At 72.3% G+C, this 15,287-nt stretch carries 14 protein-coding genes; 1 reads left to right on the plus strand and 13 read right to left on the minus strand.

The window, feature by feature from the left end; genetic code table 11:
- Window positions 1-139 precede the first annotated feature (139 nt).
- The gene (locus AB0J80_RS07710; protein WP_364701541.1) at window positions 140-847 is read left to right on the plus strand and encodes an LON peptidase substrate-binding domain-containing protein; all 708 of its coding nucleotides are present in this window, start codon (window positions 140-142) and stop codon (window positions 845-847) included.
- Here the strand turns inward: AB0J80_RS07710 and AB0J80_RS07715 are convergent.
- The 13 genes from AB0J80_RS07715 to sepF form a co-directional block, all read right to left on the minus strand.
- Complete coding sequence (locus tag AB0J80_RS07715; protein ID WP_364701542.1) at window positions 762-1,517, minus strand: hypothetical protein; 756 nt, start codon at window positions 1,515-1,517, stop codon at window positions 762-764. The genes AB0J80_RS07710 and AB0J80_RS07715 overlap by 86 nt on opposite strands.
- The gene (gene dnaE, locus AB0J80_RS07720) at window positions 1,517-5,050 is read right to left on the minus strand and encodes a DNA polymerase III subunit alpha (RefSeq protein ID WP_364701544.1); all 3,534 of its coding nucleotides are present in this window, start codon (window positions 5,048-5,050) and stop codon (window positions 1,517-1,519) included. Before dnaE ends, AB0J80_RS07715 begins: the two co-directional genes overlap by 1 nt.
- Before the next feature lie 82 nt (window positions 5,051-5,132).
- Entirely contained in the window at window positions 5,133-6,710 is a 1,578-nt protein-coding gene (locus tag AB0J80_RS07725; protein ID WP_364701546.1) for an AAA family ATPase, read from the minus strand.
- A gap of 218 nt (window positions 6,711-6,928) precedes the next feature.
- Complete coding sequence (locus AB0J80_RS07730; protein ID WP_364701548.1) at window positions 6,929-7,957, minus strand: hypothetical protein; 1,029 nt, start codon at window positions 7,955-7,957, stop codon at window positions 6,929-6,931.
- Window positions 7,958-7,985: 28 nt separating this feature from the next.
- Window positions 7,986-8,912: an RluA family pseudouridine synthase gene (locus AB0J80_RS07735; RefSeq protein WP_364701550.1), complete on the minus strand. Its 927-nt coding sequence runs from the start codon at window positions 8,910-8,912 to the stop codon at window positions 7,986-7,988.
- The gene (gene lspA / locus AB0J80_RS07740; protein WP_364701552.1) at window positions 8,909-9,418 is read right to left on the minus strand and encodes a signal peptidase II; all 510 of its coding nucleotides are present in this window, start codon (window positions 9,416-9,418) and stop codon (window positions 8,909-8,911) included. Before lspA ends, AB0J80_RS07735 begins: the two co-directional genes overlap by 4 nt.
- 77 nt (window positions 9,419-9,495) lie before the next feature.
- A complete protein-coding gene (locus AB0J80_RS07745; protein ID WP_364701554.1) occupies window positions 9,496-9,897 on the minus strand; it encodes a TraR/DksA family transcriptional regulator in 402 nt (133 codons plus the stop codon).
- A 293-nt stretch (window positions 9,898-10,190) separates the two neighbouring features.
- Window positions 10,191-11,699, minus strand: a complete 1,509-nt coding sequence (locus tag AB0J80_RS07750) for a potassium/proton antiporter (protein ID WP_364701556.1) — start codon at window positions 11,697-11,699, stop codon at window positions 10,191-10,193.
- Window positions 11,696-11,959 carry a DUF167 domain-containing protein gene (locus AB0J80_RS07755; RefSeq protein ID WP_364702598.1) on the minus strand — a complete coding sequence of 88 codons (264 nt, stop codon included), beginning with the start codon at window positions 11,957-11,959 and terminating at the stop codon, window positions 11,696-11,698. Before AB0J80_RS07755 ends, AB0J80_RS07750 begins: the two co-directional genes overlap by 4 nt.
- 225 nt (window positions 11,960-12,184) lie before the next feature.
- The gene (locus AB0J80_RS07760; RefSeq protein WP_364702640.1) at window positions 12,185-13,261 is read right to left on the minus strand and encodes a phage holin family protein; all 1,077 of its coding nucleotides are present in this window, start codon (window positions 13,259-13,261) and stop codon (window positions 12,185-12,187) included.
- Window positions 13,262-13,310: 49 nt separating this feature from the next.
- Window positions 13,311-14,132, minus strand: a complete 822-nt coding sequence (locus tag AB0J80_RS07765; protein ID WP_364701558.1) for a DivIVA domain-containing protein — start codon at window positions 14,130-14,132, stop codon at window positions 13,311-13,313.
- Between the two features lie 58 nt (window positions 14,133-14,190).
- Entirely contained in the window at window positions 14,191-14,496 is a 306-nt protein-coding gene (locus tag AB0J80_RS07770) for a YggT family protein (protein WP_364701560.1), read from the minus strand.
- 24 nt (window positions 14,497-14,520) lie between these two features.
- Complete coding sequence (gene sepF, locus AB0J80_RS07775) at window positions 14,521-15,225, minus strand: cell division protein SepF (RefSeq protein WP_364701562.1); 705 nt, start codon at window positions 15,223-15,225, stop codon at window positions 14,521-14,523.
- Between the last annotated feature and the right edge of the window lie 62 nt (window positions 15,226-15,287).

Below are 15,287 nucleotides of genomic sequence, written 5' to 3' on the forward strand. Positions count from 1 at the left end.
CTAGGCCGCCGGCCGGAGCACCCCCGGCCGCCGTACCAGGCAGTGGGAAGAGCCACTATGTGGCTTTTGCCGCCGGAGAAGCAAAGATCACCGCAGCGGGAAGGCGCGCGGACAGCGACCATGCCGATACGCTCGCACCGTGGGCGCGATTCTCCCGGTCTTCCCGCTGGGCACGGTGCTCTTCCCCGGCCTGGTGCTGCCCCTGCACATCTTCGAGGAGCGATACCGCACCCTCGTGCGCGACCTGGTCGCCACGGCCACCGACGAGCCGCACGAGTTCGGGGTGGTGACGCTGCGGCAGGGGTCCGAGGTGCTGTCCGGCGACGGCGACGCCGAGCCGTCCGACGGGCCGCCGATCGTGCTCGCCCAGCTCTACGACGTGGGCTGCACCGCGGAGCTGCGCCAGGTGACCGAGCTGCCGGACGGCCGCTTCGACATCGTCACGGTCGGGCGGCGGCGGTTCCGGGTGCTGAGCATCGCCGCGGACACGCATCCGTACCTGACCGCCGAGGTCGAGTGGCTGCCCGACGAGGAGCCGGACGACGAGACCGCGCAGCTGCTCGCGCCGCGGGTGCTGACCGCCTTCCGCACCTACCTCGACCTGCTGCGACCGAACTCCGAGGTCCTCGACCAGGTGCCGGACGACCCCACCGTGCTGTCCCACCTGATCGCCGCGACGGCCCAGCTGACCATCGACGAGCGGCAGGAGCTCCTCGCCGCGCCCGACACCGCCGTCCGGCTGCGCAGCGAGCTGCGGCTGCTCAACCGCGAGGCGGGTCTGCTGGCCAAGGTGCGGGCGGTGCCGGTGCCGCTGTCGGATCTGGCCCGGCCGGTGAGCCCGAACTGACCGGCCCGCCCGGAAGGCTCTCCGGGCCGCCGAGAAGGTCATGCGGCCCGCCGGTGTCCGCGCCGAGGTCGTGGCCGTAGCCGGGCTTCGCGCCCGGCTTGTCCAGGTCGGGATCGTTCGACCAGCCGGCCAGCAGCGTCGTGACGATCACGGCGGCGAACGCGGCGACCAGCAGCGCCCCGTAGGCGTGCAGGTCCGGCGGCTTGCTGTACGAGGCGCCCGCCGCCGAGGTCTCCTGCCAGTCGTGCCACGCGCCGAGCCCGACCGACCGCCCGGTCACCCACATCGTCAGCGCGGACGCCAGGCCGCCGAGCGTCACTCCCAGCAGCACCGCCGGCCCCCGGTCGCGGCGCAGCACCAGCCACGCGACGATCGCGGCGACCAGGCCGAAGGCGAAGCCGATGAGGGTGAACCAGCCGTCGGCGGCGATGTACTCCTCCGGCGACGGGTCGTTGACCACGATGCCGTTCTGGCCGGCGTTGACGACCGGCACCGACGGCGCCAGCCAGGACCACAGCAGGCCCAGCGGCGCGCCGGCCACGGCCATCGCCGCGATGATCGAGATCGTGACGATCACGGCGCGGCCCCACGGCCGGTGGGACCGGGGCACCTCCCAGCCGGAAGCCTCCGGCGGCCCGTACGGGTAGACGGGCTCCTGACCGGTCGCCATCAAGCGACCGCCGACGGGCCGAGGATCATCTTCAGGTCGGCGCGCAACGCCGGGGTCGGTGCGACCTTGAACCCGCCGAGGCGCATCACCGTCTTGCGGCTGCCGTTGAGCAGGTGCACGTGCACCTCGCTGTCGCCGGGATGGCTGACGAGGATCTCCTTCAGCTCGGAGACCAGCGGCGGGGTGCACCGGGTGATCGGCATCGTCAGCGTGATCGGCTTCGAGTCGGGGTTGTGGGTCACGTCGGGCATCGACATGTCCATCGCCATGATGCGCGGGGTGTCGTCGCGGCGGTCGACCCGCCCCTTGACCACCACGATCGCGTCCTCGGCGATGTACTGGCCGATCACCTCGTAGGTGTTCGGGAAGAACAGCGTCTCCACCCCGCCGGCGAGGTCCTCCAGGGTGGCCGACGCCCAGGCGCGGCCCTGCTTGGTGATCCGCCGCTGGACGCCGGTGAGGATGCCGGCGAGGGTGACGACCTGCCCGTCCGGGACCGAGCCCTCCTCGTTCAGCGCGGCGATCGTGGTGTCGGCGGCGTTCGCGAGGACCTGCTCGAGGCCCGCGAGGGGGTGGTCCGAGACGTAGAGGCCGAGCATCTCGCGCTCGAAGGCGAGCTTGTCGCGCTTGTCCCACTCGCCGTCGGTGATCGGCGGCATCGCCACCGTCGCGGAGCTGCCGCCGGCCTCGTCCCCGAACGCCCCGAACAGGTCGAACTGCCCCGCGGCCTCGTTGCGCTTGACGTCGGCGTACGCGTCGATCGCCTCGGCGTGCACGGCCAGCAGGCCCTTGCGGCTGTGCCCCATCGAGTCGAAGGCACCGGCTTTGATCAGGGACTCGATGGTCTTCTTGTTGCAGACGACCGCGTCCACCTTGGACAGGAAGTCGTAGAAGTCCTGATACTTGCCCTTCTCGTCGCGGCAGCGGGCGACCGCCTCCACCACGTTGTGCCCGACGTTGCGGATCGCGGCGAGCCCGAACCGGATGTCCCGGCCGACCGGGGTGAACGGTCCGGCGGACTCGTTGACGTCGGGCGGCAGGACGTGGATGCCCATGCGCCGGCACTCGGCCAGGTACATCGCCATCTTGTCCTTGTCGTCGCCGACGCTCGTCAGCAGGCCGGCCATGTACTCCGCCGGGTAGTGCGCCTTGAGGTACGCCGTCCAGTAGGACACCAGGCCGTACGCGGCCGAGTGGGCCTTGTTGAACGCGTACCCGGCGAACGGCACGAGGACGTCCCACACCGCCTGGATGGCCTCGTCGCTGTAGCCGTGCTCACGGCAGCCGTCGCGGAAGGGGATGAACTCCTTGTCGAGGATCTCCTTCTTCTTCTTGCCCATCGCCCGCCGCAGCAGGTCGGCCTGGCCAAGGCTGTATCCGGCGAGGATCTGCGCCGCGCGCTGCACCTGCTCCTGGTAGACGATCAGGCCGTAGGTCGGCTCGAGGATCTCCCGCAGCGGTTCCTCCAGCTCCGGGTGGATCGGCGTGATGTCCTGCAGCTTGTTCTTGCGCAGGGCGTAGTTGGTGTGCGACTCGACACCCATCGGGCCGGGCCGGTAGAGGGCCAGGACCGCGGAGATGTCCTCGAAGTTGTCCGGCTTCATGAGACGCAGCAGCGACCGCATCGGCCCGCCGTCGAGCTGGAACACGCCCAGCGTGTCGCCGCGGGCCAGGAGCTCGTAGGCGGGCTTGTCGTCCAGCGGCAGCGCCAGCAGGTCCAGACCCTTGCCGTGGTTGAGCTCGATGTTCTTCACGGCGTCGTCGATGATCGTCAGGTTCCGCAGGCCGAGGAAGTCCATCTTCAGCAGGCCGAGCGTCTCGCAGGTCGGGTAGTCGAACTGCGTGATGATCACGCCGTCGGTGGCGCGGCGCATGAGCGGGATGTGGTCGATGATCGGCTCGGCGCTCATGATGACGCCGGCGGCGTGCACACCGGTCTGCCGGATCAGGCCCTCGATGCCCCGCGCGGTGTCGATCACCTTCTTGACGTCGGGGTCCTGCTCGTACAGCGCCCGGACCTCACCGGCCTCGCTGTACCGCTTGTGGTCCTTGTCGAAGATGCCGGACAGCGGGATGCCCTTGCCCATCACGTCCGGGGGCAGCGCCTTGGTGATCCGGTCACCCACCGCGAACGGGTAGCCGAGCACCCGGGCCGAGTCCTTGATCGCGGCCTTCGCCTTGATCGTGCCGAACGTCGCGATCTGGGCGACCTTGTCCTCGCCCCACTTCTCCGTGACGTAGCGGATGACCTCACCGCGCCGGCGCTCGTCGAAGTCGATGTCGACGTCGGGCATGGAGACGCGCTCGGGGTTGAGGAACCGCTCGAAGATCAGGCCGTGCGGCAGCGGGTCGAGGTCGGTGATGCCCATCGCGTACGCGATCAGCGAGCCGGCCGCCGAACCGCGGCCCGGCCCCACCGCGATGCCGTTGCGCTTCGACCACTGGATGAAGTCCGCGACCACGAGGAAGTACGACGGGAAGCCCATCTGGATGATGACCCCGAGCTCGTACTCGGCCTGCTTGATGTGGGTCTCCGGGATGCCGGCGGGGAAACGGCGCTTGAGCCCCTCGAACGCCTCGTGGCGGAACCACGACTCCTCGGTGTGGCCCTCCGGCACCGGGAACCGGGGCATCAGGTTCTTGAAGGTGAACATGCCCTCGGTGTCGACCTTCTCGGCGACCAGGAGGGTGTTGCGGCAGCCCTCGAGCCACGCGTCGGAGGAGTCGACCGCGCGCATCTGGTCGGCGGACTTGATGAAGTAGCCGCCGCCGTCGAAGCGGAACCGGTTGGGGTCGGCGATGTTGCTGCCGGTCTGCACGCACAGCAGCACGTCGTGCGCCTCGGCCTGGGCCTCGTGGGTGTAGTGCGAGTCGTTGGTGACCAGCGGTGGGATCCCGAGCCGGCGGCTGATGTCGAGCAGGCCGTCGCGGACCCGGTTCTCGATCTCGAGACCGTGGTCCATGATCTCGAGGAAGTAGTTGTCCTTGCCGAAGATCTCCTGGTACTGCGCGGCGGTCTTGTACGCCTCGTCGAACTGCCCCAGCCGCAGCCGGGTCTGCACCGCGCCGGACGGGCAGCCCGTCGTCGCCATGATGCCCTCGGCGTGCTCGGCGATGATGTCCATGTCCATCCGGGGCCACTTGACGTAGTGGCCCTCCATGGACGCACGGCTGCTGAGCCGGAACAGGTTCTTCAGCCCCTGGGCGTTGCGCGCCCACATGGTCTTGTGGGTGATCGCACCGTTACCGGAGATGTCGTCCGATTTCTGCTCCGGTCGGCCCCACTTCACGCGCGCCTTGTGCAGCCGCGACTCGGGAGCCACGTACGCCTCGATGCCGATCACCGGTGTGACACCGGCCGCCGTCGCCTGCGTGTAGAAGTCGTACGCCCCGTGCATGTTGCCGTGGTCGGTGATCGCCACCGCCGGCATGCCGAGCCGGTTGGCCTCGGCGAACAGGTCCTTCAGCCGGGCCGCTCCGTCGAGCATCGAATACTCGGTGTGCACGTGGAGGTGCACGAACGAGTCAGACACCCAGGGCCCCCTTACTCCCGCGGCGGATCCGGCCCTGAGAGCCTAGTCCTTCGGCCGCGGTGGGCGGCACACACGACACCGCCTATTCGGCGAATGGCTCGATCATCACAGCGGCGGCCCGCAGCCACGCCTGCCGGGTCTCCGGCTGGAGCACCGAATACTCGATCGACGAGCCGACCTCGAGCGCCGGGTCGTAGGGGACGACGGCGACCGCGCGGGTCCGGGTGGCGAAGTGTTTGGCGAGGTCGTCGAGCAGCGGCAGCTTGCCCGGCGACGGGCAGGAGATCAGCGTCACCGCGTTGGCGACGAGGTCCTCCATGCCGGTCTCGTTGAGCACGTCCAGCATCCAGTCGGCGGTGAACGCGGCGTCCTCGCGCGGGACCGTCGTGATGACCAGCTGGTCGGCGCTGCGCATGACCGTCTGCCAGTTGACGCTCTCGACGTTGTTGCCGGTGTCCACACAGATCACGTCATGGGTACGCCGCAGCAGGTCCATCACCCGGCGCACCGTGCTCTGGTCGAGCCGCTGGGCGAAGCGCGGGTTCTCCTCGCCGGCGAGCACGTCGTAAGACCCGTCGGAGGCGTGCCGCAAATAGCCGTCGAAATACTGCATCAGGTCGTTGCCGTGCATGTTCTCGATCTCGAGCAGGTCGCCGACCAGGTGCCGGATCGTGCGCGCGTGGCGGGCGCTGCCGGCGCGCAGGCCCAGCGTGCCGCGCAGCTCGTTGTCGTCCCAGGCCAGCACGCCACGGCCGCGGACGCTGCCGATGGTGGCCGCCGCCAGCACGGTCGCGGTGGTCTTGTGCACCCCGCCCTTGGGGTTGGCGAACGCCATCACCCGGGGCTTGCCCAGCTTGCGGCGCAGGATCCCGGCGGCGCGGTCCTCGGGCTCCGGCCGGGTCTGACGCCACTCGATGCGCGCCGGGGCGGGCGAGGTCGGCGACGGGGCCGCGGGCGCGGACCGGGGCGGCCGTGCCGGGGACAGCGGCGACACCGCGGGCGCCGTCAGCGGCGGCGGGACCGGAGCGGGCGCCGCGGCCGGGGGCGCAACGGGCGGCGGCGGAGCGGCGCGCGGCACGACGGGCGGCGGCAGCACGGACGCCGAGCCGACCGAGGCCGCACCCCTGCTGTGCGGGACGGCCTGCTCCGGGGCGACCCGGCCGATCGACGGCGGGACCGCGCGGGTGGCCGGGTTGAAGAAGCTGTGCGGCTCCGCGTCGGGACGCGCCTGGAACCCCTCCCCGATCCGCGACTGGCGCCGCGCCTCCAGCGGGTTGGCCGGGCGCGGGTCGGCCGGCCGGGGCTCGGCCGGCGGCGCGAGCGGCTCGGTGGCGCCGAGACGCTCGCCGAGGGTGGCCCGGCCGGGACGGCGGTCGAGCGGGTTGACCGGCGGCAGCCGGGGCGGCTCGGGCGGGCCGTAGCCGTTGCTGCCGGCCTGCTCGCGCTGGCGCGGGTCGAGCGGGTTGAAGGGCCGGCCGACGGGGCGGCTCGGCAGCGGTGGCGCGCCCGCCGGACGGCGGGCCTCGGCCTCCCGTTCCTGCTGCTCGGCCTCGTGGGCCTCCTCGGCGGTCCGGGATGCATGCCGCGCACGGTCGAGCAGCGCCCGCCAACGCGGCGCTGGTTCCGCAGGCCGGCCCCAGCCGGTCTCGGTCCCGTCCACGGCTCGTCCTCCCAGCGCTATCCCGATCTAAGTCCGATCGCTCTCCTCGGCGGGCGTCGTCGCCCTGCAACAGGCTACGGACGCCAACCCTATTCGGGCCACACCTGGCAGCCGCAAATGCGCGCTCAGTTGATCACCTGCTGGCACAACGCTCACGCACGTGCATCCACTCGTCCATACGGCTCGGGAGGCCGTTCTGGTCGACGCCGACGGAAAAATTAACGCCCGGGCGCGCCCCGGGATGCTCCCACGGCCGAGGACGGCACGTCAGGACCCGGATCCGCGGGCGGGGCAGAAGGTACGGCAGCGCTCTCCTCCGGTGCCGTGGCCGAGGACCCGGGCGCCCGCGCGGATCCGGTGGGTGAGGCCGACGTCACACCGGTCCCGGACGATGAGGGTAGTGGCGCGGGGTCCGCGGGGGCAACAGTCACAAGCTGCGATGGCACGGGCGACACAGAGGTGTCGTCGTCGGGCACGGTGGTGGTCTGCTCGGGCAGCACCGGGCGGAACTCCGTGCGGTCCAGCTGCCGCACCTCCGGCGCCGGGTCGACGACGCGTACCTCGGGACGCCCGGCGATGCGCTCCAGCACGGCGGGGTCCGCGCGGATCACGGCGGCGAAGATGCAGGCGCAGTGCGCCCGGTAGGCGGCGGCCTCCGCGGCGGCCGTCTGCGCGGCGCTGTCGTACGCCCCCCGCAGCCGGACCTCGTTGACGCCGTCGCCCTTCAGCTCCTCGCTGAGCTTGCGGTAGTCCGCCTGTTCCTGGTCGCGGGCCACGGCGGCGTTCAGCATCCCGGCGACCACGTCCTGGGGCATCCGGTACACCGGGATCCGCACCACCGGCGTCCGCACGTTCGGCAGCGGGGCCCGCGCGTACACCTGGGCGATCGCTGCGCCGTCCAGCGGAGCGGCCAGCTTGTCCGGCGCGTAGTAGTCCGCCAGGCTCACCAGCGCCCAGGTCTGCCCGGCGGTGGGCGCCCCGGAGGCGGGCAGCAGCGCGGCGAGCTCGTTCTGGCTCGAGCGCAGGTAGCCGGAGACGGACTGGCCCTCGACCACGCCGACCCGGACGACGTCGCCGGCCGGGCTCCGCCCGTCGGGCCCGCGGTCGGTGATGAGCACGACGGTGACCAGCACGGCGACGACCGACGCCAGGGTCAGCCCGGTCAGCAACCGCAGCCGGACCGGTCCCCAGCCGGCGCGCAGCAGGGCGCGCGCCGCCGGTGGCATCATCCGGTCCCCGGGCCTCATGGGCGACTCCCCCTCGCCGCGGACGTGGTCAGGTCGCGTCGCGGAGCACGTCGAGCGCGTACCCCAGGTCGTCAGGGTAGTCGCTGACGAACCGGACCTCGTCCTGCGTCCGGGGGTGGAGGAAGCCGAGCTCGCGGGCGTGCAGCCACTGCCGGCCCAGCTGCAGGCGCGCGGCGAGGGTCGGATCGGCGCCGTACGTCAGGTCGCCGACGCACGGGTGCCGCATGGCGGAGAAGTGCACCCGGATCTGGTGGGTGCGCCCGGTCTCGAGCTTCACGTCGATGAGGCTGGCCGAGCGGAACGCCTCGAGCGTGTCGTAGTGCGTCACGGACGGCTTCCCGCCGGACACGACCGCGTACTTGTAGTCGGCGGTGGGGTGCCGGTCGATGGGCGCGTCGATGGTGCCGCGCAGCGGGTCGAGGTGGCCCTGCACGATCGCGTGGTAGCGCTTGTCCACCTCGCGCTCCTTGAAGGCGCGCTTGAGGACGCTGTAGGCCAGCTCACTCTTGGCGACCACCATCAGCCCGGTCGTGCCGACGTCGAGGCGGTGCACGACGCCCTGGCGCTCCGCGGCGCCGCTGGTGGCGACGTTCTGTCCCATCGCGGCCAGGCCGCCGATGACGGTCGGGCCCGTCCAGCCGGGGCTCGGATGCGCCGCCACGCCGACCGGCTTGTCCACCACCACGATGTCATCGTCGCTGTAGACGACGGTCATCCCGTGCACCGGCTCCGCCACGACCGCCGGCGCGGTGACCGGCGCGGGCAGCGTGACCTCGAGCCAGGCGCCCGCGCTCACCTTGTCGGACTTCGGCCGCGGCACCCCGTCGACCAGGGCGTCCCCGGCCTCGACGAGCGTCGCGGCCGCCGTCCGGGACAGGCCGAAGAGACGCGACACGGCCTGGTCGAGACGCATCCCGTCCAGACCGTCCGGTACGGGCAGAGAACGCGCCGTCATGCTGAGGTCTTCTCCCTGGTCTTGACCGCCCGCGAACCGTCACGTTGCCGGCCGGTGAGCTCGAGCAGCACGGCAAGGACCACCCCGACGCTCAGGCAGCTGTCGGCGATGTTGAACACCGCGAAGTACTCCCCGTACGGCCCGAAGAGGCTGATCATGTCGACGACGTGCCCCTGGAACACCCCGGGGGCCCGGAACAACCGGTCGCCGAGGTTGCCGAGCGCGCCGCCGAGCACCAGGCCCAGCGCGACCGCCCACGGCACCGAGCGCAGCCTGGTGGTCATCCAGCCGATCCAGCCGACCACGGCCAGCGTCACCAGCGGGAACACCCACGTGTACCCGCTGCCCAGGCTGAAGGCGGCACCGCTGTTGCGCAGCAGGGACAGATAGACCAGGCCGCCGAGGATGCGGACCGGCTCACCCTCGGTCAGCCCGTTGGTGCAGAGCTCCTTGACCAGCTGGTCGAGCACGACGGCGAGCACCGCGGTGATCCCGAGGACCGTCACCGCCGTACCCGCGAACCCGGACCGGGCCGGACGCCCGGCGCCGGTCTCCGGGGTGCCGCCCGCTGCCTCGTCGGCGTTCAGCGTCGTTCCTCCAGCTGCTTGCAGGACACACAGAGGGTCGCGACCGGGAAAGCCGCCAGCCGCTCGACCGGGATGGCGTTGCCGCATCGCTCGCACCAACCGTAGTTGCCCTCGCCGAGACGCTCGAGGGCGCGCTCCACCTGGTTGATGCGCTCCAGCAGGTTGTTCGCCAGCGTGATCTCCTGCTCGCGCTCGAACGTCTTCGTGCCGGTGTCCGCCTGGTCGTCGCCCGCGGAGTCGGCGAAACGCTCGCGCTGCAGCTCGGTGATCTCGCTGAGCGACTGGTCGTACTCCGCCTGCAGCTCGTCCCGGCGCTCGACGAGCGCGACGCGGATCTTCTCGGTCTCCGCCTCGCTGCGGGACCGCTCGGGCGCAGCCTTCTCGGTTGCCTTGGCCATCGTCGCTCCCCTGAGCCGCGCCGGGCGCGGCGAAATCGGCGGTGTCGGTCGGACCGGGATGCGGCCGACCACCACACCCGGCCGGCGTCAGGTCACGCCCCCGCGCGACCAGGTGCACAGCCCCAAGTGCACAAACGGCGCGGCCGTTTCCGCCGCGCACCCCGGAGGCTCGCAAGGATACGTAACGTGAGGAGCAGCGACAACAAGGCGCACCGCCCGGGCTCCGGCGCAACCCGGAGGAATCGGCCCGTACGCCGCGTCGGATACCCGACGCCTGCGCATCCGGGCGCGGCTCAGCGCTGCTCGGTGCCGTCCTCGCCGAACCAGCGCGCCAGCCGTCCGCGGCGGCTCACCGCCCGCAAGCGACGCTCGGCGATGTCGCGGACGTCTGCGGTGGCGACGATCAGCAGGCTGTCCCCCGTACGCAGCCGGGTGTCCGGTCCCGGCACGAAACCGGCCCCCTCGCGGACGACCAGCGTGACGCTCGCCCCGGCCGGCAGGCGCAGCTCGTCGATGTGCACCCCGGCGAGCAGCGACCCGGGCGCGACGTCGATCTGCAGCAGGTCGGCACGCATGCTCTCGAGCGGCGCGGTCTCCACGTGGATCTCGGCGGCCTCGGCGGGCGCGGTCACCCCCAGCCGGCGCGCGGCCGGAGCCAGCGTCCCGGCCTGCACGAGGGTGAAGATGATCACGAGGACGAAGACCGCGTCGAACAGCCCGTCGGCCCCCGGCGTGGCGCTCGACAGCGGAATGGTCGCCAGGACGATCGGGACGGCGCCGCGCAGCCCCGCCCAGGACAGGAACGCCTGCCCGCGCCAGCCGAGCCGGCGGGACCTGCGCGCCGCGACGGCCGACGCCCACACCGACAGCGGCCGGGCGAAGAACACCAGGGCGGCGCCGACGACCAGCGCGGGCACCAGTGCGGCGGGCAGCTCGTGGGGCGAGACCAGCAGCCCGAGCAGCACGAACAGGCCGATCTGTGCCAGCCACGCCAGCCCGTCGGCGAACCCGAGAATGGCCCGGCGGTGCGGCAGCCGGGCATTGCCCAGCACCACGCCGGCCACGTAGACCGCCAGGAACCCGGACGCGTGCGCCACGGCCCCGGCCGCGTACGCCAGCACGGTCAGCCCCACCGCGGCGATCGGGTACAGCCCCGCGGACGGCAACGCGGCGTGCCGCAGCAGCCACCGCCCCGCCAGGCCCACGGTGACCCCGATCGCGGCGCCGGCGGCCAGCTCGTACCCGACGACCAGCAGCTCGTACCACCACGGGTGAGCGAACCGGGCGGTCGACAGCAACACCACCAGCAGGACCACCGGGGCGTCGTTCATGCCGGACTCGGCCTCGAGCGTCGCCACGAGCCGGGGCGGCAGCCGCAACCGCCGGAGGGTGGCGAACACCGCCGCGGCGTCGGTCGAGGACAGCACCGCCCCGTAGAGCAGGGCGAGCCGCCAGTCGAGCCCGAGCAGGAAATGCACGACGGCGCCGACGACCGCGATGCTGACCGCCACCCCGAGCGTGGCGAGGATCGCCGAAAGTCCCAGCACGGGCCGCAGGGTGGTCCAGCGCGCGGTCAGCCCACCCTCGGCGATGATCATGATCAGGGCGCAGAAGCCGAGGGTACGCGTGAGCTCGGCGTCATCGAACCGGATGCCGAGCCCCGACTCGCCCAGCGCCATGCCGATCAGCAGATAGACCAGCAGACTGGGCAGTCCGAGCCGGGTGGACAGCCGCACCGCCGCCACGGCGACGAGCAGGACTGCTGCCCCGAGGAGCAGAGCGAGGTCCAGCCCGCCGGTCACGAGGTCCCGTCGCGGAGCTCCACGAGCCGGCCCGCGACGTCCCCGGCGACGGTGAAGACCTTGTCCCGGCTGGTCGCACCGACCTTGAGCGTCACGGCGGCCGGACGGACGCCGAGCGCCGCGGCCAGCGCCCGCCGCACCGCCTCGGTCGCCTTGCCGTCGACGGCGGGCGCCCCGACGGCCACGATCAGGGCCGGCCCGTGCGGTCCGTCATACCGCCCGCCGACCCGGTCCCGTCCGGCGCCGGGCCGCACCCGCACGGCGACGGAGCAGGCCGATCCGTGCGGGCGTGGATCACCCGTACGCGTCCCGGACCCGCCCGCCGGACCGGTGGGACCCGCGGCGGCGCCTCCGGGCCGGTCCGGGGAACCGGGCCGGTCGGAGGGCGCGCGCCGCTTGGCCATGCCCCATTGTGCCGATCTTCGTTCCCCCGTCGTAGCGGGGTCAGCCGACAACGGAGCGCAACTGCCGCCGGAGGGCCCGGGTCAGCGCACGCTTGCGGCGACCAGGCGGTCCACCGGCCGGCACAGCCCGCACGGGCTGAAGCCCAGCTCGACCGCCTCCGCCACCGGCAGCGACTCGGTCTGCCGGCCGTTGAGGTGCGCGCAGTCGCCCATGTGGTAGCGCGGCCGCCCGTCCACCACCTCGACCTCGGCGTCCAGCCGCGCCACCCGGACGGCGTCCGCGGGCCGGACCTTCTGCGGCAGCGGCTCGTCGTCGGGATCGTCGGGATCCGGTTCGCCGAACTCCCCGGCTGCCCCGGCACCGCCCGTCTGGTCCTCGCGGTCGAGCGCACCGGCACGCCGCCAGGACTCGTCGTCGGTCGCGCGGGCACCACCGATCAGCGACGATGCCTGGTCGTAGTCGTCGCCGGGGCGGTTTCCGGTGCCCGGGGCGGTGCGGTCCGCGTCCGTGCCCGAGTACGGGGCGCGGTCCGCACCGGCGTCGGCGCCGTCGAGTGCCGGTTCGGTGGGCAGGCCGGGATCCGGCTCGACCCGCTGGGTCACGTCGGGGCCCGGACCGGCCGCCGCCCGGGACGGGTCCGTGAGGCCCGCCTCGGTGTCGCGCTGACCCGCGGCGTACGCGGCGGCGCGGTCCGGTTCGCTGTCGGTGCTATCGGTGCCCGTGGGCGCCGATTCGGGATTGCGGTCCGTGGCGGCTGTGGTGCTCCCCGCAGCCGCACCGGCGAAGGCCTCGCGGATGATCCGGTCGGGATCCGCCTCGTCGGGGAACTCCGGCACGGGGTGCGCCCGCTCCGCCGGTCCGCCATAGACCTGGTCGGGATCCTGGAAGGCCGCACCGCGGTGGGAGGCGCCGGCGTGGGCCGGGGCTCCGGCGTACGCCGCGTCGGTGGCGGGGAGGGTGTCGTCGGTGTCGGCGGGGAGGGGTTCGCCGACGGCGCGACGGCCGGCGCCTGCATGGCGGGCGCCGACGACCAGGGCCACCGCTGCCAGCAGGCTGGCGACGATGGAGCTGATCAGGAGGGTGCTCGAGCCACCGGCCAGGCCGAGGACGAGCAGCGTCACGGCGACGAGGATGAGCAGCAGACTAACAACGATCATGGCTCATCCCCGCCGCAGTGAACACGTCCGAGAGGGGTGACGCGAGGGCTCAGCGGCCCGTCTCGATCGAGTTGGCCCGGCTGCCGCCGTACGAGCCGGCGAGGCCCGCCGCGGCGAGACCGCCCGAGCCACCGACCGCGCGGTTGGCGTCGGCGCGGGTCATCTCGGCCTCCAGGCCCTGACCGCGGCCGTCGAGGTCGCGCAGCTGGCTTTCGAGGTACGCCTTCAGTCGCGTGCGGTACTCCCGCTCGAACTGCTTGAGCTCCTCGATGTGCTTCTGCAGCGCGGACCGCTTGGCGTCCAGGCCGCCCATGGCCTCCTGGTGCCGCTGGCGCGCGTCCCGCTCGAGGGCGTCCGCCTTGGCGCGGGCCTCGCGGGTGACCTCCTCCGCCTTGGACCGGGCGTCGGAGAGAAGCTTGTCGGCCTCGCGGCGCGCGTCGGACACGTGGTCGTCGGCGGTGCGCTGGGCCATCATCAGGACGCGCAGCGCCTGCTGCTCGCCGTCGCCGCTGCCGGACGCCGACGCGCCCGCGCCGACCGGGCCCTGGGCGCGGACCTGCTCGAGCTCGGCCTGCATCTGCCGGGCCGCCTGCTCCGCAGCGGTCTTGTCGCGCTGGACGCGATCGAGCTGCGCCTTCATGTCGTTGAGCTCGGCCGCGAGGCGGGGGTCGGCGCTCGGGCCGGCCGGTGCGCCACCCCGTCCGCCGCGCTCCACCTGGGCACGCAGCTCGTTGTTCTCCTCGATCAGACGGGCGAGCTCACGCTCGACCTCGTCCAGGAAGGCGTCGACCTCCTCCTCGTCGTACCCCCGCTTGCCGATCGGGGGCTTCTTGAAGGCGACGTTGTGCACGTCGGCCGGGGTCAGCGGCATCGAAACTCCTCGGGTCAGTTGCGGCCGCGTGGGGCGCAGCCGATCGAGAGGGTCGCGGTCAGGCGAACCTCAGGATCAGACGCGCTAACACGAAGTTCAAAAGCACGAACAGGATAACCAGCAGGACCAGGGACGCCAGGTCCAAGCTCACGGTACCAATTCGAAGCGGTGGGATCACACGCCTCAACGCCTTGAGGGGTGGATCAGTGACGCTCCACACGGATTCGAGTGCCGCCGACGCGCCCCTTCCCGGCTGCCACCGGCGCCCGTACTGCAGCACCGCACCCAGCACGAACCGGGCCAGCAGGGTCAGGAAGAACACGTAGACCAACAGATAGATGATCTGAAACACGATCGACAGCACGTCCGGCGCGTCCCTCGTTAGGGGTCAACTCTGGGTGAAGAAGCCGCCCTCGGCGATCTTGGCCTTGTCCTCCGCGGTGACCTGGACATTGGCCGGTGAGAGCAGGAAAACCCGGTTGGTCACGCGCTCGATCGTACCGCGAAGGCCGAAGGCCAGCCCGGCGGCGAAGTCCACGAGCCGGCGGGCGTCCCCCTCGTCCATCTCGGTGAGGTTGATGATGACCGGCACGCCGTCGCGGAAGTGCTCACCGATGGTGCGGGCCTCGCGGTAGGTGGTCGGGTGCAGCGTCGTGATCTGGTAGCGCTGCTCCTCCTCGACCGTCCGCTGGTGCACCTGCGTCTGCGGCGCGAGCGCCAGATTGTCGCGGGTGGAGTACGACAGCGGGGCGGCCGGCTCGCTCACCGGCGCCGCCGGACGCGTGATGGAGCGCACACTTCCGCGCTCGCTGCGCTCGGCCCGCTCCTGCTCCTCCCGGTCGAGTGCCGCGGCGGCCCGCTCCAGCCGGCCACTGCCCCGCTCGGACACCCGGGCCCGCGGCAGCGACGGCGCCTCGTCGACGTCGTCCTCGTCGTCGGCGTACTCGTCGGCGTAGCGGTATCCGGAGTCGCGGTCCCGGTCACGGTCGCGCTCCCGCTCGCGGTAGCCGCCGTCGCGGTAGCCGCGCTCGTCGTACTGGTCGTCCTCCTCGACCAGGCCCAGCCACACGCCGGCCTTGCGCAGTGCGCTCATGCGATCACCAGACCCTGCTCGGCGCCGAACCGCTCGTCCATGCCCCCCACCTCCATCCGTGT

It is taken from the genome of Actinoplanes sp. NPDC049548 (assembly GCF_040676695.1).
In the GTDB taxonomy this organism is placed as follows: Bacteria; Actinomycetota; Actinomycetes; order Mycobacteriales; family Micromonosporaceae; genus Actinoplanes.

Excerpts from the sequence above, each read along its gene's own strand:
- AB0J80_RS07715 (WP_364701542.1), bottom strand. The coding sequence starts at position 1,517 with ATGGCGACCGGTCAGGAGCCCGTCTACCCGTACGGGCCGCCGGAGGCT.
- AB0J80_RS07730 (WP_364701548.1), bottom strand. The coding sequence starts at position 7,957 with ATGAGGCCCGGGGACCGGATGATGCCACCGGCGGCGCGCGCCCTGCTG.
- AB0J80_RS07735 (WP_364701550.1), bottom strand. The coding sequence starts at position 8,912 with ATGACGGCGCGTTCTCTGCCCGTACCGGACGGTCTGGACGGGATGCGT.
- AB0J80_RS07745 (WP_364701554.1), bottom strand. The coding sequence starts at position 9,897 with ATGGCCAAGGCAACCGAGAAGGCTGCGCCCGAGCGGTCCCGCAGCGAG.
- AB0J80_RS07760 (WP_364702640.1), bottom strand. The coding sequence starts at position 13,261 with ATGATCGTTGTTAGTCTGCTGCTCATCCTCGTCGCCGTGACGCTGCTC.
- AB0J80_RS07765 (WP_364701558.1), bottom strand. The coding sequence starts at position 14,132 with ATGCCGCTGACCCCGGCCGACGTGCACAACGTCGCCTTCAAGAAGCCC.
- sepF (WP_364701562.1), bottom strand. The coding sequence starts at position 15,225 with ATGAGCGCACTGCGCAAGGCCGGCGTGTGGCTGGGCCTGGTCGAGGAG.